This window comes from Niallia sp. FSL M8-0099, assembly GCF_038006945.1.
GTDB lineage: Bacteria > Bacillota > Bacilli > Bacillales > Cytobacillaceae > Niallia > Niallia circulans.
On record NZ_JBBOWF010000001.1, the window covers coordinates 1714931 to 1737087 of the forward strand.

Annotated in this window: 23 protein-coding genes, 1 pseudogene and 1 other annotated feature; of the genes and pseudogenes, 18 read left to right on the top strand and 6 right to left on the bottom strand. The window is 34.4% G+C overall.

Features of this window, described 5'->3' with window-relative positions:
* Window positions 1-180: 180 nt before the first annotated feature.
* From NSQ92_RS08045 to NSQ92_RS08060, 4 genes are all read left to right on the top strand, one after another.
* The gene (locus NSQ92_RS08045) at window positions 181-873 is read left to right on the top strand and encodes a response regulator transcription factor (RefSeq protein ID WP_047940291.1); all 693 of its coding nucleotides are present in this window, start codon (window positions 181-183) and stop codon (window positions 871-873) included.
* On the top strand, window positions 851-3112 hold the full coding sequence (locus NSQ92_RS08050; protein WP_341151329.1) for a histidine kinase dimerization/phospho-acceptor domain-containing protein: 2262 nt from the start codon (window positions 851-853) through the stop codon (window positions 3110-3112). The genes NSQ92_RS08045 and NSQ92_RS08050 overlap by 23 nt, the downstream gene beginning before the upstream one ends.
* Before the next feature lie 11 nt (window positions 3113-3123).
* Complete coding sequence (locus tag NSQ92_RS08055; RefSeq protein ID WP_156485459.1) at window positions 3124-3294, top strand: hypothetical protein; 171 nt, start codon at window positions 3124-3126, stop codon at window positions 3292-3294.
* Between the two features lie 119 nt (window positions 3295-3413).
* Window positions 3414-3845, top strand: a complete 432-nt coding sequence (locus tag NSQ92_RS08060; RefSeq protein WP_251687079.1) for an NUDIX hydrolase — start codon at window positions 3414-3416, stop codon at window positions 3843-3845.
* A gap of 337 nt (window positions 3846-4182) precedes the next feature.
* Here the strand turns inward: NSQ92_RS08060 and NSQ92_RS08065 are convergent, their stop codons facing one another.
* The 3 genes from NSQ92_RS08065 to NSQ92_RS08075 all read right to left on the bottom strand — a co-directional run bounded on the left by NSQ92_RS08065 (window position 4183) and on the right by NSQ92_RS08075 (window position 5865).
* Window positions 4183-4686 carry a GNAT family N-acetyltransferase gene (locus NSQ92_RS08065; RefSeq protein ID WP_061800545.1) on the bottom strand — a complete coding sequence of 168 codons (504 nt, stop codon included), beginning with the start codon at window positions 4684-4686 and terminating at the stop codon, window positions 4183-4185.
* Window positions 4687-5016: 330 nt separating this feature from the next.
* Complete coding sequence (locus tag NSQ92_RS08070) at window positions 5017-5268, bottom strand: YueH family protein (RefSeq protein WP_047940201.1); 252 nt, start codon at window positions 5266-5268, stop codon at window positions 5017-5019.
* A gap of 411 nt (window positions 5269-5679) precedes the next feature.
* The gene (locus NSQ92_RS08075) at window positions 5680-5865 is read right to left on the bottom strand and encodes a hypothetical protein (protein ID WP_341152545.1); all 186 of its coding nucleotides are present in this window, start codon (window positions 5863-5865) and stop codon (window positions 5680-5682) included.
* 360 nt (window positions 5866-6225) lie between these two features.
* Between NSQ92_RS08075 and NSQ92_RS08080 the strand changes: the two genes are divergently transcribed.
* Window positions 6226-6411 carry a DUF3934 family protein gene (locus tag NSQ92_RS08080; RefSeq protein WP_047940202.1) on the top strand — a complete coding sequence of 62 codons (186 nt, stop codon included), beginning with the start codon at window positions 6226-6228 and terminating at the stop codon, window positions 6409-6411.
* A 102-nt stretch (window positions 6412-6513) separates the two neighbouring features.
* Here NSQ92_RS08080 and NSQ92_RS08085 read toward each other — a convergent pair whose 3' ends face one another.
* On the bottom strand, window positions 6514-6942 hold the full coding sequence (locus NSQ92_RS08085) for an RBBP9/YdeN family alpha/beta hydrolase (protein ID WP_341132449.1): 429 nt from the start codon (window positions 6940-6942) through the stop codon (window positions 6514-6516).
* 696 nt (window positions 6943-7638) lie between these two features.
* On the opposite strand from NSQ92_RS08085, the gene NSQ92_RS08090 reads away from it, so the two are divergent.
* The 3 genes from NSQ92_RS08090 to NSQ92_RS08100 all read left to right on the top strand — a co-directional run bounded on the left by NSQ92_RS08090 (window position 7639) and on the right by NSQ92_RS08100 (window position 9104).
* Window positions 7639-7698, top strand: coding sequence for a hypothetical protein (locus tag NSQ92_RS08090; protein ID WP_235850400.1), 60 nt, complete (start codon window positions 7639-7641; stop codon window positions 7696-7698).
* 270 nt (window positions 7699-7968) lie between these two features.
* Complete coding sequence (locus tag NSQ92_RS08095) at window positions 7969-8397, top strand: nuclear transport factor 2 family protein (protein ID WP_095321384.1); 429 nt, start codon at window positions 7969-7971, stop codon at window positions 8395-8397.
* 125 nt (window positions 8398-8522) lie between these two features.
* The gene (locus tag NSQ92_RS08100) at window positions 8523-9104 is read left to right on the top strand and encodes a TetR/AcrR family transcriptional regulator (protein ID WP_095321385.1); all 582 of its coding nucleotides are present in this window, start codon (window positions 8523-8525) and stop codon (window positions 9102-9104) included.
* A 1112-nt stretch (window positions 9105-10216) separates the two neighbouring features.
* On the opposite strand, the gene NSQ92_RS08105 is transcribed toward NSQ92_RS08100, so the two are convergent.
* Window positions 10217-10744 (bottom strand): isochorismatase family protein, encoded by a 528-nt coding sequence (locus tag NSQ92_RS08105; protein WP_251687081.1) that lies wholly within the window; start codon window positions 10742-10744, stop codon window positions 10217-10219.
* 223 nt (window positions 10745-10967) lie between these two features.
* On the opposite strand from NSQ92_RS08105, the gene NSQ92_RS08110 reads away from it, so the two are divergent.
* From NSQ92_RS08110 to NSQ92_RS08140, 7 genes and pseudogenes are all read left to right on the top strand, one after another.
* Window positions 10968-11438 carry a DinB family protein gene (locus NSQ92_RS08110; protein ID WP_047940204.1) on the top strand — a complete coding sequence of 157 codons (471 nt, stop codon included), beginning with the start codon at window positions 10968-10970 and terminating at the stop codon, window positions 11436-11438.
* A 46-nt stretch (window positions 11439-11484) separates the two neighbouring features.
* Window positions 11485-12287 (top strand): annotated as a pseudogene (locus NSQ92_RS08115) (alpha/beta fold hydrolase).
* A 237-nt stretch (window positions 12288-12524) separates the two neighbouring features.
* On the top strand, window positions 12525-13220 hold the full coding sequence (locus NSQ92_RS08120; RefSeq protein ID WP_341152546.1) for a TVP38/TMEM64 family protein: 696 nt from the start codon (window positions 12525-12527) through the stop codon (window positions 13218-13220).
* A gap of 119 nt (window positions 13221-13339) precedes the next feature.
* Entirely contained in the window at window positions 13340-13543 is a 204-nt protein-coding gene (locus NSQ92_RS08125) for a hypothetical protein (RefSeq protein ID WP_095257448.1), read from the top strand.
* An 83-nt stretch (window positions 13544-13626) separates the two neighbouring features.
* Entirely contained in the window at window positions 13627-14094 is a 468-nt protein-coding gene (locus tag NSQ92_RS08130; RefSeq protein WP_142300779.1) for a hypothetical protein, read from the top strand.
* Window positions 14095-14179: 85 nt separating this feature from the next.
* Complete coding sequence (locus NSQ92_RS08135; RefSeq protein WP_047940209.1) at window positions 14180-14392, top strand: hypothetical protein; 213 nt, start codon at window positions 14180-14182, stop codon at window positions 14390-14392.
* Window positions 14393-14438: 46 nt separating this feature from the next.
* On the top strand, window positions 14439-15302 hold the full coding sequence (locus tag NSQ92_RS08140) for an AraC family transcriptional regulator (protein ID WP_328587746.1): 864 nt from the start codon (window positions 14439-14441) through the stop codon (window positions 15300-15302).
* A gap of 761 nt (window positions 15303-16063) precedes the next feature.
* Here the strand turns inward: NSQ92_RS08140 and NSQ92_RS08145 are convergent.
* Entirely contained in the window at window positions 16064-16372 is a 309-nt protein-coding gene (locus tag NSQ92_RS08145; protein ID WP_251687087.1) for a hypothetical protein, read from the bottom strand.
* Window positions 16373-16494: 122 nt separating this feature from the next.
* Window positions 16495-16708 (top strand) — a binding site (T-box leader).
* A gap of 62 nt (window positions 16709-16770) precedes the next feature.
* Here NSQ92_RS08145 and argS point away from each other — a divergent pair.
* From argS to pdxR, 3 genes are all read left to right on the top strand, one after another.
* On the top strand, window positions 16771-18453 hold the full coding sequence (argS, locus tag NSQ92_RS08150; RefSeq protein ID WP_095257446.1) for an arginine--tRNA ligase: 1683 nt from the start codon (window positions 16771-16773) through the stop codon (window positions 18451-18453).
* Window positions 18454-18681: 228 nt separating this feature from the next.
* Complete coding sequence (locus NSQ92_RS08155) at window positions 18682-19341, top strand: YcnI family copper-binding membrane protein (protein ID WP_341152547.1); 660 nt, start codon at window positions 18682-18684, stop codon at window positions 19339-19341.
* A gap of 1268 nt (window positions 19342-20609) precedes the next feature.
* Window positions 20610-22046 carry a MocR-like pyridoxine biosynthesis transcription factor PdxR gene (pdxR, locus tag NSQ92_RS08160; RefSeq protein ID WP_341152548.1) on the top strand — a complete coding sequence of 479 codons (1437 nt, stop codon included), beginning with the start codon at window positions 20610-20612 and terminating at the stop codon, window positions 22044-22046.
* The last annotated feature ends 111 nt before the right edge of the window (window positions 22047-22157 follow it).

A 22157-nucleotide genomic window follows, 5' to 3' on the forward strand; every position in this document is an offset into this window, starting at 1 on the left:
AAATTTTTTTATTAAAAAGCAGAAAAATGTGGATGTGATCAGCATATTCCTTTGATAGAATAAGAGAATCGAATTGGTAGATAAAATATTAAGAAATTCTTAAGAATTTTGCTTGGCAGATGTTAAGAAATTTTTTCTATGATAGAGACAGCGAAGAGAGAGAAAGCAGGTGGTTTTAAGGTGGAGAATGTCAATGTGCTCGTGGTGGATGATGAAAAAGAAATAAGAGATGCTATTGAAATATATCTTAAAAACGAAGGAATTACGGTGTTAAAAGCCAGTGATGGAATAGAGGCGTTGGAGATTTTAGTGGGAGAGACAGTTCATTTAATTTTAATGGATATTATGATGCCTAATTTAGATGGAATTTCGGCTACTTATAAAATTCGTGAGCAAAAAAATATTCCGATTATTATGCTGACAGCTAAAAGCGAGGATACAGATAAAATATTGGGATTACAAATAGGGGCAGATGATTATATCACCAAGCCATTTAATCCAATGGAGCTAGTTGCCCGAGTGAAATCGCAGTTGCGAAGATATGTAACACTTGGCACCTTTGATGGGGTGAAGAAAAAAATAGACCTTCATGGATTAACATTAGACCAGGAGGCGAAAGAAGTCGCCGTAAATGGAGAAAGTGTAAAGCTGACTCCGATTGAATATAAGATTGTTGTTTTGTTGATGAAAAACGCTGGCAGAGTATTCTCTATTGCGGAAATTTATGAAAGTGTTTGGAAAGAACCTGGATACAATGCCGAAAATACGGTAGCAGTACATATACGAAAAATACGTGAAAAAATTGAAGTGGATCCAAAAAATCCTCGCTTCTTAAAGGTGGTGTGGGGCATTGGCTACAAAATCGAGAAGTAAAGGCCTTTTTATTGTCTGGACACTGCTTATTACACTCGCGCTGAGTGGAATTGTATCTGTAGATATGTGGTTTAACCGTTATTTACACACGGATTTTTATCAAACATCGATATTTCAAGAAAGAATGCAATATTATAAGGATCTTCTAAGTGAAAATGAGTTATATTATATTCCGATTGAAGAGGCAAAGAAAAAAATAACCGTATCAGCTAAAGAAATAAATGAATACCGTTATTATTATGGTGATTTAAATGAACAAATTCAAAACATAAAAAGTCAGTATGAAGAGCAAATTCAGACCGCTAAAGAAACAGGAAGCTCAGAAGCAGAACAGCTATATACAGAAGAAAGAGATAAGAAAATCGCTGATATTACGAAAAATTTCCAAAGTGATGAATACGTAGAAGATAAGATTAAGAAAGAAAAAGCAAGACAATTAGATGAATACTATCAAGAATTACAGAATAGAGAATATGAGTATAAAGACTGGACTGATTCCTTCCTTTATTATTTTGAAAATAACAAAACAGGAGAAAAAGTAACAAATGTTAATCTTGCTCCGGGCGAAACAATTGAGAGTAAGCTGAATCAGAAAAATACAAAATTTCTTGGCGATATCCATATAAATCCAAAGGATGAGTGGGAACAGCATTATATTTCTTTAGATTCTCCGTGGTATGAGTTTGGCGATCCCGATGCGGTTGCTATAGAAGTGTCTATTCTAAATAACATCAAGAAAAACATCGGCAGCTTTGAAGGAGTTATTGCTGTTCCTGACAATTTAAGTACTAAGAGTATGCTGCATAAAGACATGGATAATTATAAAACGCAACAAAAGCAAGTGATCTACTTTAGTGTTATTAGTATCATCAGCCTAGTTGCCAGCTGTATTCTCCTTTTAACTAAAAGAAGTATTTTAACACAATGGGAATACCCATTTTATAAGAAAATTCCAATTGATATCGGTATAATTTTTCTCCTTATAAGTTTAGCTGTTGCTATTATAGTTGTATGGGGAGTAAATGATCAAATAGAATTAAATTTATATAATGACGGCTCCTATTGGAAGGAAATTATTTTATTTGGCTGTTTAGCTTGGCTGTTTATATCCTTGTTCTTTATCCAAATGTCTCTATTATATAAGGAAATAGTAAAAGGCGATAAATCAATTTGGACAAAAACATTTGTTGGAAAATGTGTTAAAACAATCGGAAAACCAATGCTGCTATTATTTTCAAGTAGAAGTCCATTGACTAAATTAATCCTTTGTTTAATGATAGTTTTCGCGCTAGGATTTTGTTTAATGGCAGTGATTGTGGAACCATTTTTTGTGTTGTTCTTTCTTATTGCGGTCATAATTATCGGCATACCAGCCATCCATTATTTAGTGAAAAATGCAAAGTCTCTAGGTCAGTTAGTTCTATATACAAAGGAAATCAGGAGCGGTCGAAAAGTAAGTGACTTAGATATAAAAGCATCTAGTGAACTTTCAGCATTAGCAGAGACAATCAATACACTAAAAAATGGAGTGATTTATTCCCAAAATGCTCAAGAAAAAAGCGAACGCCTAAAAACAGAGTTAATTACGAATGTTAGTCATGATTTGCGAACACCTTTAACATCAATCATCAATTACACGGAATTATTGAAGAATAAAAATCTATCTGAGGAAGAAAAAGAGGGCTATCTAGGTATTATCGATCGGAAATCCCAACGATTAAAAGTACTAATTGATGATTTATTCGAGGTTTCGAAAATGGTCAGCGGCAATGTGGAATTAAAGAAGGAAAAAATAGACTTAGTGCAGCTTTTACAGCAAGCGTTAGGTGAATATGATGAAACAATTAAAGCGACAACACTTGATTTTCGTGTAACCAATCAAGAACCGTCGATTTATGCAACTGTAGATGGGCAGAAGCTTTGGAGAGTATTTGATAATTTAATAGGCAATATTTTGAAATATTCTTTAGAGCATTCACGTGTCTATATTTCCATTAAACTAGAAAAAGACCAAGCTATTTTGCAGTTTAAAAATATATCTAAGTATGAGCTTGACGATAATCTTGATGAATTATATGAGCGTTTTAAACGCGGGGATACATCGAGGCATACAGAAGGATCTGGTCTTGGACTTGCGATTGCGAAATCAATCATGGATCTACACCAAGGCATGATGAAAATCGAGACAGATGGCGATCTATTTAAGGTTACGCTCGCATTAAATCTAAGCGATTTGTAGTGAAAAGAAGTATGAATAAAAAACAAGCAGCCAAGCTGTATGCCTTAATATTTCCGATTACTCGCAATAAAAAGACAGCAACAAAAATAGTAATGGAAATGCTTCAGGCCGATGATAACCTAGGAGAGAAAGAATTAGCCCGCAAAGCAGTTAATAGAGCCATTGAAATGGTGAAAAAATAAATACGAAAAAGTACTTTCTTTTCAACTAGAAAAGGAGGTATTTTTTCGTAGGAGAAATTTATGATAAAATAATGGAAAGATTGCAAAAAATCGCAAAAAGAAGGGATGGGGGAAAGCAATTGACTCAAAATACACAACCGCAATATGCGCCGCCTAAACATATTGTTTCGGCTGCTTCGATAGTCATCAATGAACAAAAGGAAATTTTATTAATCAAAGGACCCAAAAGAGGCTGGGAAATGCCAGGTGGCCAAGTGGAAGAGGGAGAGTCACTGAAAGCTGCTGCGATAAGAGAAACAAAAGAGGAATCAGGAATTGATATTGAAGTAATAAAATTTTGTGGAATCTTTCAAAATGTCAATGGTTCTATATGCAATACATTATTCTTAGCTAAACCGGTTGGCGGGGAATTTACTACATCACCAGAAAGTTTAGAAGTAGGATTTTTCCCTATTGAGGAAGCGCTCAACATGGTGAAATATAAGAATTTTAGACAAAGAATAGAATACTGTTTGGATGAGAAGAGCCAGCCTTTTTATGTGGAATTTTGAGAATGACATCGAAATAGATATAAATGGTGTCAAAATGCCCATTTAAAAGGTGGATGGTTTACTCCTCGCAGGATCAAGAAATCCCACCGAGATTAAACCATTTGCCGAAATTCATTCTTTTGATCGTTTATTGAGTTATTTTCCATAAGATAATAATCGTTATTTCAGAAATTAGAAGTAGACGTTTACTTACATAAGGATTCACACACATTTTTTGAGTGAACCTGCTTGAATAAGCGGATATTTAAAAAAAGTTGAACCATCAGGTATGGAAAAAGGGGAATTGATGATTTCCCTTTTTCTATACTGTATTTACAATAAACTATTATCTATTTACCTATAAAACAAACACAAAATAAGCTTCTTCTTGCTCGGTATCCTCGAAATATTTAATGCCCATATATTGAAAACCAATTTTGCCAAGTACATCTAAGGAAGCCTTGTTCGCAATACTTGCAGAAGCATTTATTTTTTGGATATTCCCTTGCTCTTTTGCGAAGGTTAAACAGGCAATGCCAGCTTCTGTAGCGTACCCTTTATTCCAATTAGGTTTGGAGAAATGGAAAATAAGCTCAGCTTGATCAACGGAATCTTCCATATTAAAGCCTGCTGCTCCAATAACTTGATTGGTTGCCAAATCAATAACACCATAAACGGAGAGTCCAAAATCTTCTTGGCATTGCTGATAAAAGTCAATAACTTGAGGCAGTAATGCAGAGGAAGTGCTGCCGCCACAATATTTCATTACTTCCTCATTTCCCCAAAATTGTTCACATGCATCTATATCTTCTTTTGTTAATAAACGAAAACCTAATCGCTCACTTGTAAAAAGTAAATCCACTATAAAAACTCCTTTAAAAAATTCTATTGTCATTATAATCATTTTAGCGTATGGGAACCAATTCATGCAAAAGTAAATAAAAATACCAGAAGACCGCACAAGTGAAGATATCATTGAAGGAAAAATAGAGGATAGGAAAAGTCACGAGGATAACAGATTATATACAATTAGAAAGATAGAATGGGGAAAGGAATTTTATCCTTCTTTTAACGGTTAGCAAGCATCAAACTATTGGAGGGAATTAGATGGGAAATTTGCTGTTAAATCAGAAAGTTACAACCAAACCATCAAGTGGGCGATGAACTTCCACTTGATGGAAGTTTTGATTTATTATGAAGTTTCATATTTACTAATAGAACTTGTGATACTTTCAGCTAGTTGGGAACAGTCACCTTCAAACATGTGAAAAGTTAAGGAATGTAGTAAATGGTCGAATTGATTGTGTGGAGATTCTGCATTGCTTATTTCGGTAGACCAATTAATTTTAGGGATGGAAATAACAAACGAATCAGTTGTTTTCATGATGTATAATTTCGTATCTTTTAGTCCATGTTGGGCAATATCTTCTAATAAAGTAATCATTTCAACAACCTCCCCCTATTTTTATTTCCATTATACTCCTTTTTTTCGACGTTTTTTTCCAATAATAGAATATTTAATAAAATTGTTAAAGAATTGTTATTTTTGAAATAAAAAGAGCAAGGTTCATTTACCAGTTAGTAGACAAAAAGATATTGGGGAAGTAGAATTGCATTTTTATGTATTGCTTGGAGTGAAGAGGGAAGACTCCCTATGGGAAAAGGGAGTTTCAGTCTGAGACCCTGCAGTTTAGCAGGCAAATCGGGGTCATTCAGATTCAAAGAGATTAATAAATATACTTTACTCAAACTTTCATTTCCAAAATACAGGAGTTTGTCTACAGTTCGGGGTTGATTTTTATATGCTTTTTTCTTTTCATCGTAATGGATAATTAATTAGTTAAATCCCCATTATTTAAAAAAATGGGATATTTTGGAAAAATGAAACGGTAAGAATTATCGTGAATATAGAACCAGCAGATGTTAATAAAACGATTTTGCGATTGTTTTGTTCTTTCGATGGCTTCAAAAACTCATATATTTGTATAGACCATATAGCTATTGCTGCTAATGCTATAATCAGGATAACGGTACTATTCATATTTTTCACTCCCCAAGATAGTTTTTTATTATATAATTTATCATTCGTAGAAGAGATGACTGTCTTTTATACAGCTTATTACGTTTAGACCATTCTCGTCTTCATAAAAGTCATCCCCACCATGTTCTACGGATTTGATAGAAAAAAGGTTTCATTTTTTAGTGTCATGCTCGGCTATTGGGAAAACGTGTAAGTTGTAGGGAAGAGAAAGCACCAGAAATAAACTCTTGAAAAGGTTAATGTTTCAAACAATAGCAGACTGTTATATACTAATAGTTCATTATGTACGTTTTTTACCAGAATAAAAGGATAAGACTAATTAATGTTACGTAATATATTAGAAAAATCGGAGTTGATTTTATGAGTAAAGCAAAGGCTAAAGGTAAAGGCGGTACAGGCAGAGGAACAGATAAAAAAGGCTGGAATCGTTGGCAGGCTAGTGCTAATAAAGCAAAGAGTAACAAGCCTTATAAAAGCAAAGGGGTTAAGAATCGTAAAAATGCAGAAAATACTAGCAATCCTGCTTCAACCGAAAAAAATAACTAATCTCCATATTAAGAATTTTTTACTGAATAGATAAAGTAGCGATGCTTCCCTTAGGAAGGATCGCTTTGTTTTCTTGTCCAAGAAAGTTCTCTATTGGAAATGTTATAACCATTTTGCTTTAATAATATGTTTGACGGATAGCATCTCAATAATTCCTTCTTCAGAAGTAAAATGTCCGCCAAAAGGTAATAAAATAAAAGGAATTTCAAGTTTATTTGCTAAGGAATTTGAGATTTGCCAATCGATGATGCTATCAGTTCTGGATGAAATTAAAAAGGATGCTCCCAGGAAATGCTTGATTCTATCCAAATTTAATTCGTGCATATAGGGATCAAATTGTGGGAACGCTGTAATGGGTTCTGCAAATCCAGAAACAAAAATAGCCCCTTTAATTAGTACATTATTACGTGAAAGGTATCTTAAAAACGTAATAAAGCCTAAACTGTGGCAAATAAAATAAGCATCTTTCGGTTCTTTGATAGCTCTATCTAAGTCGAGATCCCATTGCGTAACATTTGCGATGGGTGCCATCCGTATAGTCCACTATTTGATATTAAAGGCGTTTTTTAAATCTAAGATAAAGTAGTGAAAAACAAAAAGAAAGAGGGGGGAAGTTATTCTGAGTGATATTACCTTCCAAAAACACGCCTGCATTGTTAATCAATATATCAAGCAAACCATTTTCTTGTTCAATGTTTTCTACAACGGAGAATATGGGAGTGGGGTATGAAACCTCAATACCCACTGTTTTAGCTTTAATATCTTCCTTTTCTAATAATGCTAATGCCTCAAGCCCCTTTTTCCATTTCTCAATCCTATTAAAATCTCATTCCTATTTTCCCTAATTGTCTATCTGTCTCAAAACCAATTCCTTTGTTATCGCCAGTTATTAATACTATTTTGGATTAATCCATAAAATATCCACCCTTAATCATTTTCTTAATCTGTTCCTGCAAAATGTATTCATGTCTCGTCTCGACTATTAACATGTGATCATGATATGAACTCTTTCATTTCTGATATATTAAATATAGTGAAAATGATTGGTACATGTAAATATGCTCATTTTTGTAACTTAATGAATGGGGTGGCATTATGGGATATAGGTTAAAAAAATAATGGAGAATACAGTGAAGAGGTTATAAGAGCTTATCCAATTGAGACGGCTTTACAGATTGTAGGTGAAAATGGAAAGGTATCAAAATCGATATATTATCCGAAAAAACAATCAGATTTAATGAACTTAAACGATTAATATCGGGAATATCACAAAGAATACTAACTTAGCAACTGCAAACTTTGCTGGATGTTACAATTTGTATGTATACTCTAAGATTAAAAGGCGGGATTCAATTCGTAATTGCTATTAGAGAATTAGTAGATAAGAATAAAAAGTAGAATGTCCAAAAAGAAACCAAAATAATTATTGACTGGACAGTCCAGAAAGTGATAAGATGGATTTGTCAGGAAGGGGAACTGTAATTATTTATTACAGAACCTTATTTTTTTGATATTTCTAGACTGAATAGTCAATAATAAAAAGAGAGGAAGATAATAATGGATAATCAAGCATTATCAGTAGAAGAAATCCGCGAAAGAGCACAGGAGATATTTAATAAACATCTAAAACATCTATCTAGTGGAGATATTAAATCATGGATCAATCTTTGGGCAGAAGGCGGGGTATTAGAATTTCCATATGCTCCGAAAGGCTATCCAGATATGCTGGTAGGGAAAGAGGATATTTATGATTATATGCAAAGTTTCCCTGAAAACTTTGAAGTAGAGTTTACAGATCCTATTTTTCATATAACAGAAGATCCTGAACTAGTTATTGCAGAGCTCAATTCTATTGGTAAGCAACGTGAAACAGGCAAACCATACAACCAAAAATATATTAGTGTAGTGGAAACAAAAGATGGATTTATTACTCGTTATAAGGATTACTGGAATCCACTAGTGTTCATTGATTCAATTGGAAGTTAAAATGAATTTGTTCCATTCCCTAAGTAACTCAATCCCAAATTAGATACGCATAATTTCTAAACCTATCTATTTCTTGACTGTACGTTCTAAAAAAGTTAGTATGATAGAAAAAAGGGGTTATCACTTTGGCAAGAAACAAGGAATTTGATACTACCCAAGTATTGCATAAAGCCATGGAGGTATTCGGTCATTATGGATATGAAGGGACTTCACTGCCACTACTAATTAAAGGACTTGGGATTGCACGGCAAAGTCTTTATGATACTTATGGTACCAAAAGGGATCTTTTTATTTCTGCAGTAAAACATTATATTAATGAAAAAACCGCTACGGTAATATCTTATTTGGAACATCCAGGATCAGTTAAAGAAGCAATAAGTAAAGTTTTTTATGAAGTGGTATACGTTTTAAAGGATGATGAAAAACGTAAAGAGTGCTTTATTTTGGATAGTGCAATCTCTCAAGTACCTCATGATAGGGAAATTGCGGAGTTTTTCAAAATGGATATAAGAAGGTTAGAAGAAGCTTTTTATAAATCACTAATACGTGGTCAAGAAAATGGGGAAATTGAGTTGCAAAAAGATATAGAAGCTCTGGCTAAGTATTTGAACCATTCTCGATATTCACTTACACAAGTTTCTAAATTATCATCTGATCCAAAGGTTTTAGATGATTTTGTTTCCATTGTATTATCAACATTGGACTAGGGTGAAGCTAATAAGGCTTCTTACATTGCGTTTATTATTGACCGTTTAGTCTAATATTAACATTTTTGACTTGTAGAATAAATTTGTGAAGTGAGACAGCTGCCCGGTTGTATCTAGTGCCTCACGTTGTGGTAATGTAATTAGAAGTACTTTTTAGAGAAAAATATATGATAATGTTAAATAATCAGGTAATTAATTTAATAAAGATATAACTTTTCCAAGGAATAATTGATCTTAATGGAATTGAAGTGCCAATTCTTAGTGAAGCCGTTCCATTCTTTACCGAAGTGTTAAACAAAGCTTCAATGTATATTAAAAAGCATGTGTAGAAGGCTCAGCATTTCTTCAATATGGCAGAAAGAAATAGAGCATTGTTTAATAGACTGATTCTGAACAAAAAGCTGTACCTAAACCAGCAGAAATTGGTACACTCTTTTAGCAATTTCAGCAACAGACGTTCAAAAACGTATACTTTCTTGAAAATATTCTCTGTGTAAGATAAGTCATATAGTCCAAACAACTTTTTACTACAAGGGGACTTGAAATCCAAATTGTAGGTACAGGGTAATTAAAAATCTTTAAACATTGTATATATATTTTATAGATTTATATTAATAACGTTCCCTAAATAAAAGTTAAGAAAGATAGAACAACCCAAGAAGATATTTTCACAGCTTTTCTGGGGTTTTCCGTTAGAGGGTTTTCGCTCTTTAACCATCGGAATTTTTAGTTTAAGAATCAAAAATAAAAAAGTCGATTCCTTAGAGTTCGGGAATTCGGCTTTTTTTAAGTTGAAGTTTGCTTAGTATACAAAATTTCCGAAATGTTAATAATTATCTAAATATAAAGTGAAAGTCCAGTATAGTTCTTATTTTATTTGGTTATTTGATAAGATTTTCTTGATTCTTCTGATTTTGTAAACAATAATTATTTAATACTCATTTGTTGTTAATTAACTTGAATCTAAAGTAATAACATTTCAAGATCAGAAAGCCAATTTATTTCAGGTGATGCGCCAAATCCATCAATCAGGTGTAATTTATTTAATCTTATCCTAATACTACGATCTAGAGTAATAAAAAAATAACATAGTGTATTACGCCAGAAGATATTTATAATTTCAGTTCTTCATTTATGATTGTTAAAAACCGATTATTCCAAATAGATTCATGGTGGTTAATAATATCAACTGCATTTAAAATGGAGCTGTTAATGGTGCTATGAGTGTTTTGATAAAGGAGATTCTGCTGAAATCCCAAGCTATAGGCTGCTCTGATAGTAGTATCAAGACAAAACTCCGTTTGTGCACCAGCAAAAATAAGCTGTTCGATTTTCTTGCTTTTTAAATAATCCAAAAGTTCTGTTTGGTAAAATGCATCCCATTTAGATTTTCTAATTATCTTATCAGTAGTGGATAACAATAGATTATGATGGAGGTTCCAATCGTCCTTCCCCTCATAAAGCTCGGACTGTTCATTTGGATCTGTATGTTGGATAAAGATAACCTGAATATCTTTTTCGTGTGCTTGATTGATTAGTATATTGATGTTTTTTACTAGTTGAATTCTATCGAATAAATAATTTTCACGATGGTTAAAGAAAATTTCTTGCATGTCGATGATAATAAGTGCCTGTCTCATATAATTACACTTCCTGTTCGTTTCTTTTAAAGTATAGCAAATCGAAAAGGAGCTGGACAAGGACATTTAAGATGGAAGCGATCTAATAGACTTAAAACTTTGGATGGTTTGAATTTTTTCTTGATCAAAAAGTCGGAATTAACGAATATTTATATTGAACTTATGATAGATTCGTCTATAATATAAAAGCGAACATATATTCGTTGCAAGGAGGGAGTTAGTAGTGAATACCTATATAAATAGTGCACTAAATCAAATAGAAATAGCTTTAAAAACAACAATCCAAATGGTTGAAGTTATTGAAGAGGCGGACTTACAGAAAAAGCCAGCAAGTAATAAGCGCTCGATAGGTGAGCTTTTAGAGCACATAGCCGTTATTTGTAAGGCTGATTTAATGATATCGAACGGTGCAACACAAAAAGAGATGAATCAATATTATTCGAGTGTTGCATTATTAAGCATACAGGATGTCAAGAGTGCTATTGCAGAAAATTATAAAACTTTAAAAGATATTTATATGAATCTTACAGAAATAGAGTTACAAGAAAGGACTACAGCTTATTGGGGAGCGACCTATACAAGGTACGAGTGGTTGTTAGAAATAGTCGCACATATCTATCATCATAGAGCTCAATTACACACACTGCTTGTCTACTGTTATGGGAAAAACCTGAATATATCATTATTTGAGTAAGGAACTTCCATAGATACATACATTTTATTAATAGGGAGGAAGAAAGATGCCATACTGCAAAGTGAAAAATGCAAACATATATTACGAAGATATAGGAACTGGAATTCCCATTATCATGCTACATGGATTTACGCTAGATCATAGACTCATGAGTGGGTGTATGGAGCCTGTTTTTAGAGAGAAAGATGGATGGAGACGGATATATTTGGATTTACCTGGCATGGGGAAAACCATGGATTATGACTTAATAAGTAATTCCGATGAAATGTTAAAAGCAGTAGCAAGCTTTATAGAGACAAAGATTGCTAATCAACCTTTTCTGATTATAGGAGAATCCTATGGCGGCTACTTAACTAGAGGAATCATCAAGCTTTATAAAGAGCAAATATTAGGCGCAGCATTCATTTGCCCGATAAAGAAAAGAGAACACTTCCAGCACACACGATTGTTTATGCAGATAATGAATTTTTATCAAACTTAGTAGAAGAAGAACGTAACGATTTCAAAACCAATCAAGTAGTTTTAGATGAATACAATTGGATACGATATAAGGATGAAATTTTATCAGGATGCAATATAGCGAATACAGCATTTTTGAATAAAATTCAAAAGAACTACGGATTTTCCTTTCCAGTCGATGATGTCCTATTTCAAAAACCAACTGTCTTCTTACTAGGAAAACAAGATTCGGTAGTCGGATATCAAGATGCGTTTGCAATTTTAGGGAATTATCCCCGAGCAACATTTGCAATTTTAGATCGAGCCGGGCATAACTTGCAGATTGAACAGGCAAAGTTATTTACTGCGCTTATGAATGAATGGTTAGATAGGGTAGAAGAGGACATGTAGGAAAAAATAGTTTGATAGAATGGAAATAAAGTATAGTAAAAAAAGTAGTTATGTTTATGTAAAACTTAACTGCTTTTTATGTACTTACTTATTTTTTTTAGGTAAGAAATAATCCCCCCCTGATTGAAAAATAGTAGAAACGGGTAGAAAAACAGATAATATAAAAAAACAAAAGGAAGAAATCTGTAGAAAATGATACTCTAAGTGTACCACTCTTTAGAATATGACATATAATTTATGAAAAAGGTGATTTATATAAAACATTTTTGGAAGCCATTTACGTTTTTTGTGACAATCAGCCTCTTTATTATCTTTTTCCGATACACTGATATTTTTCAGGCGATTCGTGAAGGGGAGTTAAATTCAGTCACATATGCATTTAAAGAGAATATTTCTTATGCACTTATTGTCAGTTTATTCCTTATGATTATTCAAAATAGCTTTACCGTTATTCCTTTAATTTTAGTAATTACCCTCAATTTTTACTCATTTGGCTTCATTTATGGCTTTCTATGGAGCTGGTTTTCTAGCATCATTTCTGCAATCATTATCTTCTTAGCCATTCGTTTTTGGTTCCAAGATTTTGTGATCAAAAAGGTGCAAAATCACCAAGAAATGTTAGATAAAATCGAACAAAAAGGGATGCGCTATGTGTTCTATGGAAGGGTTTTTCCGTTTTTTCCGACAAGTATTTTAAATATCATTGCTGGTATAAGCAAAATATCGATACGTCCTTTTACTATCGGTACAGCAATAGGTAATTTCTTTTACTTTTTTATCCTTGCGTTAATTCCTTATGGTGTATTCTCTACAGATATTAATCCATTAGCATTAATTGTAATTATTCTACTGATAACAGGGATTTTCTATTATTTCAGTAAAAAGAAGCCTTCCGTTATGGAAAGAGTAAAGGAAATAAGGAAAAGAGCATAAATTAATCTATCCGAAAGGTAGTTTGCTACTTTTCGGCTTTTTTAATTGAAAAAATATGAAACTATTTCCAATCAGCCTACGTATATAAAATAGAACAGCAAGTGAGGGAGGAATGAAGTATGTTGGGAATTATTATGTTGGTATTTGTGGCAATCGTCGTGGCTCAATTTTTTTCCCGCAAAGAAAAGACAAACAATATAAATAACCATCATTATCCGCCTTTTCAGGGAAATCCAGGAGATAGCTCACAAGCGTCTTTCTTTGATGGAGGAAATGACTGTGGATCCTCGTTTGATAGTGGAGGAAGCTGTGGGGGAGAATAAGTATAATATCGCTGGAATTTTCTATTTATAAAGAAAAATCGAAACTTTTCTGCAATATCAATCGTCCAATATATAAAAGAGGAATGAAAGGGGACAAAAAGGTTCACATGTTTATGGTGGTAACAATAATTGCTTTTATTTTTGCCTGTATTTGGGTTCTAATGGATACGATTTATTTTTCCAAGCCACCAAAACCTGAGGTATTATGGAAGAATAATAGAATTCCGACAACAATTGGTTCTAATTGCTGGCAAGGTTCATTAAAAGGATCTTGTGTTGATTATGTCTATGCATCTCCATGGGATATGGGGTTACAAAATGGTTCCGTGAAAGTGGAACCGAATTCAACGATTACCATCGATTTTAATAAAAAGCCATTAGCTGGATCTTTACAGGTTGCAGAAGTGTTTGAAGATGGAGAAGAGGAATTTATTAAAGTAGATAAAAATAAAATGACAGTGCCAGCCAAAAAAGGAACATATGTTTATATGATTTATGCTAAATGGGATCAAGGAAATCCCAATTATACGTTTTCTATTAGGGTCGAATAAGGTTGTCTAAACCTAGAGCTAGGGATAGACAGCCTATTTTATCGTGACGATACATATTTTATCTATAAAAAAGGAAGGGAAATGAATGAAAAATCATCCAATATTCAATTTGTTGATCACACTAGTGTTTTTAATACTATTTATTGCCAGTAAGAAGCTATTTGCCAATTACTTAGCAGCACTTATTATTTTTGGTGCCTTTTTTTGTATTTACTTAGGGCGGTCTATCCTTTCTTTAATCCGATATATTGATGAGAAGAAAACCAAGGATATATCTGTCAAAAGCAAGCATAAATGAACAGGAAAACCAACAGTAATCCATGTATGCTATTTTTAAGGATGTGATGAATGTGACATGGTTGGAAGGGTTACAAAAGGCATTAATATATATCGAAAATAATTTGGAAGAAAAGCTTGAAATAGAAGCGATTGCGCGTGTCGCAAATGTTTCAATATTTCACTTTCAACGAACATTTACAATCCTTACGGAAATACCAGTGGGAGAGTATATTAGGCGACGCAGACTATCAATGGCTGGTCAAAGCTTGCTTCATTCAAGAGAAAAGATAATCGATATTGCATTAAGATATGGATATGATACACCAGAAGCATTTACGAAAGCATATCGCAGACAGCATGGAGTTACACCAAGTGAAACGAGACGAGGAATTGGTAGTCTAAAAATATACAATCCACTAGTCATTCAAGTACAGCTGAAAGGGGCAGAACCAATGAAAGTAAAAGTAGTGGAGAAAGAGGCATTTACGATTGTCGGGATGAAAAAATCTTATACTTTTAAGGAAGATGAAAATCTCCGTGAGATTCCAAAACTCTGGGATGAAGTTAATAAGAATGGAACAGTGAACGAGCTTCTGATGCTGACTAGGGGAGAAATTCCAGGTGTTCTTGGCGTTTGTGTAGAGGAGTCAGAAGCAGCGGGTAAGGATATGGATTACTGGATAGCGGTTGCAACAGAGGATAAATCTGAAAAATATGATCAGCTCGTTATTTCAGCATCCAAGTGGGCAGTTTTTGAGGTGCATGGACCAATGCCGCAAAGTATGCAGAAGGTTTGGAAGCAAATATATTCGGAATGGATGCCGTCCAGTGGTTATCAACAAGCAGGATTTATTTCCTTTGAACGCTATACAGATGATGATCCGTCAAGCGAAAATTGCTACTCTGAAATATGGATTCCAGTTAAATAACAAAAAGCGATGGAATGACTATGCGGGCATAGTGTCAAATTCCATCGTTTTTTTGATATTTAAGGATGATTGTTATAGGGGGGGATATGTCAGTTAAGAGAGAGGGATGCTAGACTTGGAGTATAGCAAGGAGATTCAGTATTTTAATAGATTGAAAACCATTTTATAGAGGAACCTAGGGGAAAGTGGTGTTCATAAAGGGGATGAACCCCATAATTTTGAGGAAGCAAGGGAAAAAATGCGTTCATAAAGGGAATGAACACCATTATTTAAAGAAACCGGGGAAAAAAGGTGTTCATAAAGAAGATGAAAGCCATTATTTAGAGGAACCAAGGAAAAAGTTGCGTTCATAAAGGGGATGAACACCATTATTCAAAGGAACCAAGGGAAAAGTAGCGTTCAAAAGCACAGTAGTTTAGCCGACAAAACTAGATGCACCTCCATTGTTCCCGATAGGTGCATTTCCCTTTGCCTCCATGCACTACTCGTTATCTGTTGTAAAACTATTATTTGCTGATGATTGCCGCCAGTATCTGTATCTGCTGATGCACTGGCATTAGTAGGAGCTTGTCCTAACAAAGCTCTTTTCTCGGTAGGAGCGTCTCTATAAGATTCTTTCCCATGATGGATTAGCAGTAACCTTCGCAATCTGGCGAAAAAATAAACAAATAAGCATAGCGGAATAATATCAACAGCATAAAAAGGCAGCAACTAGAATTTCTCTAAATGGATGGAATCTAGTTGCTGCCTTTTTTCTGAAATCAATAATAGGGATAATATCCGTAAGTAGAATAAGCGGGATTATAGCCATATGGTTGTGAGTATGCTGGGAAATGCTGACCATAATTCCAATGGTGTTGAATAGCAGGGCTATGATGAAAAGGCGTATAAAATAGAGGGTTGCCTCCAGCAAAGCTAGCTGATGGTGTAACTGCACCAAGGGGGATAGCCCCGATTCCCACTGCGCCATGCCCCACGCCTGCAAAACCACCGGCTCCAACTGGACCAACTGCACCAATAGGACCAACAGCCCCAATATGTCTATCCAAAGCTCGATTTTGAGTATTCATAAATGTTTCACCTCCTCCATTACTATATGTAAACGGAAATGATTGGCGCTTGTCTTTCTTTTATAAAAATAAAAAAGTATTGGATTCTTCCGAAAAGAGTGTGTATAATAAGAAAAAAATATAGGAAATCGTAGAAAAAGAGAGTAGCTGGTTGTAAAGCAATAGCGAATTAGGGATGGTGGAAGCCTAATGTGGAGCAAGCAGTGAAACGCACTTTGGAGATATCATGCTGAAAAGGAGTAGGCATGATCGGTAACAGGCCGTTAACTGATTTAAGTGGTTATGAAAATAACAATTAGAGTGGTACCGCGGGAATTATAAGCTCTCGCCTCTTCGTATGAAGGGGCGGGAGTTTTTTTATTTTATTAAAATATCTAATATAGAAAAGGAGAATATAGATGAACATCAAATCAGAACTAGCAAACGTATTAGCAACACAATTAGATGTAGAATTATCACCAGAAACGATTGAACAGTTATTGGAAAAACCGAAATATGATCATTTAGGAGATCTCGCTTTTCCTTGTTTTACACTTGCCAAAAAATTGCGGAAAGCACCTACGTTAATTGCGGAAGAGTTTTCTCAAAAGATAGAATCTCCGCTGATTGATCATGTCGAAGTGGTAGGAGCTTATATTAATATTTTTTTAAATCAGCAATTAATTGCCTCTAAAGTAATCAAGGAGGTTCTCGAACAAAAGGAGCATTATGGGGATTTACCTACGAATAAAGGAGTCATGACAATTGATTTGTCTTCACCTAATATTGCAAAGCCGTTTTCCATGGGGCATTTGCGTTCCACTGTTATCGGCAATGCTCTTGGCCTTATTGCCGAGAAAAATGGCTACACACCGATTCGCATTAATCATCTTGGTGATTGGGGGACCCAGTTTGGTAAATTAATCGTCGCCTATAAACGATGGGGAAACGAAGAGGAAGTGCAGAAGAATCCTATTAAAGAATTATTAAAGCTGTACGTGAAGTTTCATGAAAAAGCAGATGAAGACCCCTCGCTAAATGAAGAAGGGAGAAAATGGTTTAACTATCTAGAACAGGGAAATGAAGAAGCCATTAATCTTTGGAAATGGTTTCGAAAAGAATCGTTAGAAGAGTTTAATAAAATCTATCAACTATTAGGAATTACATTTGATTCAAATGATGGCGAAGCTTTTTTTAATGACAAGATGGGAAGGGTTGTCGAGTTATTAAAGGAGAAGCAGCTTTTAGTAGAATCAGAAGGGGCACAAGTAGTAGAGCTTGAAGACTTCCCACCGTGTTTAATCAAAAAGAGAGACGGTGCGACACTTTATGCCACACGGGATTTAGCTGCAGCGATCTATCGTCAAGAAAACTATCATTTTGTGAAAAGTTTATACGTAGTAGGAAATGAACAAACTCTCCATTTTAAGCAGCTATTTCAAGTGTTAGAGAAAATGGGCTATGATTGGGCAGAAGGGATGGCTCATATTCCATTTGGTATGATGCTGAAAGACGGCAAGAAGATGTCAACGAGAAAAGGGAAAGTTGTTTTATTAGAAGAAGTGCTTCAAGCAGCTATTCAATTAGCGGAGAAAAATATCGAAGAAAAAAACCCTTCTCTTGAAAATAAAGAAGAAGTGGCAAAACAAGTAGGAACAGGAGCAATTATCTTTCATGACTTAAAGCATTATCGCCTAACAGATATTGAGTTTTCTCTAGAAGATATGTTGAAGTTTGAAGGAGAAACAGGACCATATATCCAATACACACATGCAAGAGCCTGTTCCTTACTGCGGAAAGGTAATTTCTACCCACCAGCTAATATAGACCAATTACAATGGGATCAGCTAAGTTTTCCAATTGTAAAGCTTTTAATGGACTTTCCGACAATTGTGGAAAAGGCGATTGTGCAATATGATCCTTCTGAAGTGGCAAAGTACGTTATTGATTTAGCAAAAACATTTAATAAGTATTATGCGCATGTTCAAATTTTAGAGGAAAATAGCGGAAAAGAAGCGAGACTTTCTCTCGTATATGCTGTAACACTTGTTTTGAAAGAAGGTTTAAGATTACTAGGAATTGCCGCACCAGAGGCAATGTAATAGAAAGATAAACCCCTTTGATTAAAGATGAATTATTTTGGCTAAAATGGGGAATAGGTCATTTAAAAGTACATTTGTCATAAAATGTTCACAGAATAGACATAATCCAAGCTGTTTTTTCTTTGAACGAAGTATCTCTATTTGATATGATGAAAGAGGTTAACACATTCAAAGTAGTGTTAACCTCTCTTTTTGCAAAACTGCAGAAATAAGGAAAGGAGATTTGAAATGATACATAAAAAGAAATTTTTATCTGGATTAGTAGCATTAGCGGCTGTCTTCTTTATAGCATTACCAGTCAGCGCCCATGTTACCGTGAATCCATCCCAATCTACTACAGAGGCTTGGGAAACGTATACTGTAAGAATTCCAGTTGAAAAAGATGTGGATACAACAAAAGTGACGATTAAAATTCCAGATAATGTGGAGTTTAAAATGTATGAACCTGTCGATGGCTGGAAAACGACTACAACTACCGATGATAATGATAAAGTGGCAACTGTAACTTGGGAGGCTGAATCAGAAGAGACAGCGATTAAGGCTGGTCAATACCGCGACTTTACCTTTAGAGCACAAAATCCCAAAGAGCCTGGCGATATTGCATGGGATGCATTCCAGTACTATGCAGATGGCAGCATTGTGGAATGGACTGGAGACAGTGATGCAGAACTACCTCATTCTATCACTAGTATTGCTCAATCCAATGAAACGGTTGACAGTCATGGACATAGCACAAAAACGGATGATGCAGCAGATGATCAACAGGAAGACAAAGATGCCGAGCATGCAAATGAAGGTACTAATATAAATACGATTTTATCGATTATCGCTATTGTTTTATCACTAGCTGCGATTGTAATAACTTTTATAAGAAAAAATAAGAACTAGCTAAAGAGTTCATTCCTAAGGAAGAGATTAACTTCAAGGAATGGACTTTTTCTTTTTACTCTATAGTAAATTATTCCACTACAAGCTTATGAGAATTTAGCGAAATAGGTAGGGAGTGATTAACCACAGTATTATTTATATTCCACAAAATAAATAGTACATTACGAAATAGAAAAAAGGAATGATTATGCAAAATCCATTACGATTTATATCTAGTGTATATTTAGTACTTGTATCAGTTGGCTTAATTGCTCACGTTGAAATAATTACAGGAAAAAAGAAATGCGTGGAATAGCGTCCTGTTAACGGTGCTTGATGTGCCGCTGTATGTGTTCATACTTCACATAATTAATGTAATCATACATACAAATTCATACATTAAAATAGTAAAACGGTATAGCAGCACAATACAATACTATTATTTCTTATTACCATTAGGTTTATATATGTTATTAGTACTTTTACAACGGAAAGAATTTGTTTTCTGGTCGTAATTAACCTATCTGAAAGACTATAATATATTTTTGCTTCGAGGCCGTGCTTTTTTTATGTTTACTGTACAGCAATTTACGGTTATTCTCTATGGGGATATTAAGCACCATACTATGCCCAATCGTGATTTTATTAGGTTTCTTTTTTCCCTTGCAAATAGGGAGAATAAAAACTATGAATTATTATTACCGGTATTAGAAAATGGATGTATGCCTGTTTCAAAAGGGCTCATATATACGCTTATCCTAAATTTTCAGGATTGTCCACATATAAGGCTGCAATGTAACCGCAGTGACAACAATATTCTGCCGATATTGGAGAAGGTTTCTTTCCAAGGTTTTTTCGGGATACATATGAACTTGACCAACAGTAGCTGCCATTACCCCTTTTTTTTATTTCATCGCTGTTGCATTTCGGGCATATATCATTTTTTTCATACGAGAGTCCTCCTTGTTAATGTTGTCTCTATATTTTCATTGTAACATAGTAAATTCCTTCCTGAAAAATATCAAATTTACAAAAAGGTTGCTATCATAAATATTAGTGGAACTAGATCAAATTATCCGATGCTATCCAGAGCCTATGAGATATTCTCGATTTTATTAGTAAAAACAGTTGGATTTAGTGAATTCAATGAATGATAAGATAAAAAGGGTATGCCGTTTCTAAAAGGTTCAATGTTGTTTAAAGATGAGAAATTAAGCTATAATGAAACAACATAAAAATGAGACAGCTGTCTTTATGGAGACAAAATATAGTAAAGAAGTGTGGAAACAATGGAGTGGAAACCTGATCGACAAGTAAGAAAAGCAATATATAAGCAGCTGGCGGAGTATATAGAAAATGGTATTGCAGATGGATCCTTTCCCTTAGATAAGCCGCTGCCATCGGAAAGAAAGCTAGCAAAATTGTTAGAATTAAATAGAAGTACAGTAGTTGCAGCATATGATGAGTTAGAGTCAAATGGATTAATTGAAAGAAAACGCGGCAGCGGAACAATGATAAGTAAAGATATATGGGGAATAACCAAAAAACGTGTACCTAGCTGGAATCGTTATATAGAAGCGGGATCTTTTCTTCCTAATCTACCTGTCATGCAGCGGATACGAAAAGAAATGACGGAACATGACCTGATTAATTTAGCAAGCGGGGAACTTTCGGAAGATCTTTTCCCCTTAAGTTCATTGCGGAAAATTACTTCTGACCGAGCTTACATAGGATCATTGGGATACGATCATCCACAAGGAAGTGAAGTGCTAAGAAAGACCATTGCAAATCATATGGAGAAATATCGTGGTTTACAAACAACGCCTTCTTCTATATTGATTACATCTGGAGCCCAGCAGGCTTTACATTTGGTTATTCAATGCTTGCTGAAACCTGGCGATGCGGTAGCAATGGAAGATCCATCTTATCATTATAGTCTTCCGCTATTTGAATCAGCCGGAGTTAAACCTTATTATTTGACTGCAGATGAAAATGGCATAAAACCTGACGATTTAATCTTATTATACAGAAAACACCGAATTAAGATGATATTTCTAAACCCAGCTTTCCAAAATCCATCTGGCGTATCTCTCGGTCAAAAAAGAAGAAGAGAGATTTTAGAAATTTCTTCTCAATATGGTATTCCCGTTGTAGAGGATGATCCATATAGCTTAACTTCTTTTAGCGGAAAGCCATTGCTTCCGCTAAAATCGATGGATCAAAATGGCAATGTATTATATATAAGCTCTCTCTCCAAAATTGTCGCCTCTGGTCTGCGAATTGGCTGGATTATAGGACCTAAGCCAGTGATAGAAAGGTTATCCGACGCTAAGCAGCAGATTGATTTTGGCCATTCTAGTTATTCTCAATGGGTAGCAAACGACTTCTTAGAATCACCCTCCTTTGCAGTCCATTTAGATAATTTAGTTAAACAACTTGAAAGCAGAAGAAATCAAATCATCGAAAGCTTGAATACCTACTTAAAAGGAGAAATGGAATTTCTAACACCAAATGGTGGGATTCATCTGTGGTGTAAAATAAAAAACGCAGTCAATGAAAATCGCTTATTAGAAGAGTCGTTAAAAAATGGTGTTATTTATGCGCCTGGATCTACAATGGGATCAAACGCTAACTATGTTCGTTTTACGTATGCGAAAGAAATAGAAAAAAATATTGATGAGGGGATAAGGAGATTTGCTTCAGCGCTTAAATCCAGTAGAGAATAATGAGGGAAGGATGCAAGGATAAAACGTGCATCTTATTTTTATCGCATGAGCTAAAAAGTGGATGGTCAACTTATATGAGAATTGGATGGTCTATTTAGAAAGGAAATTTAG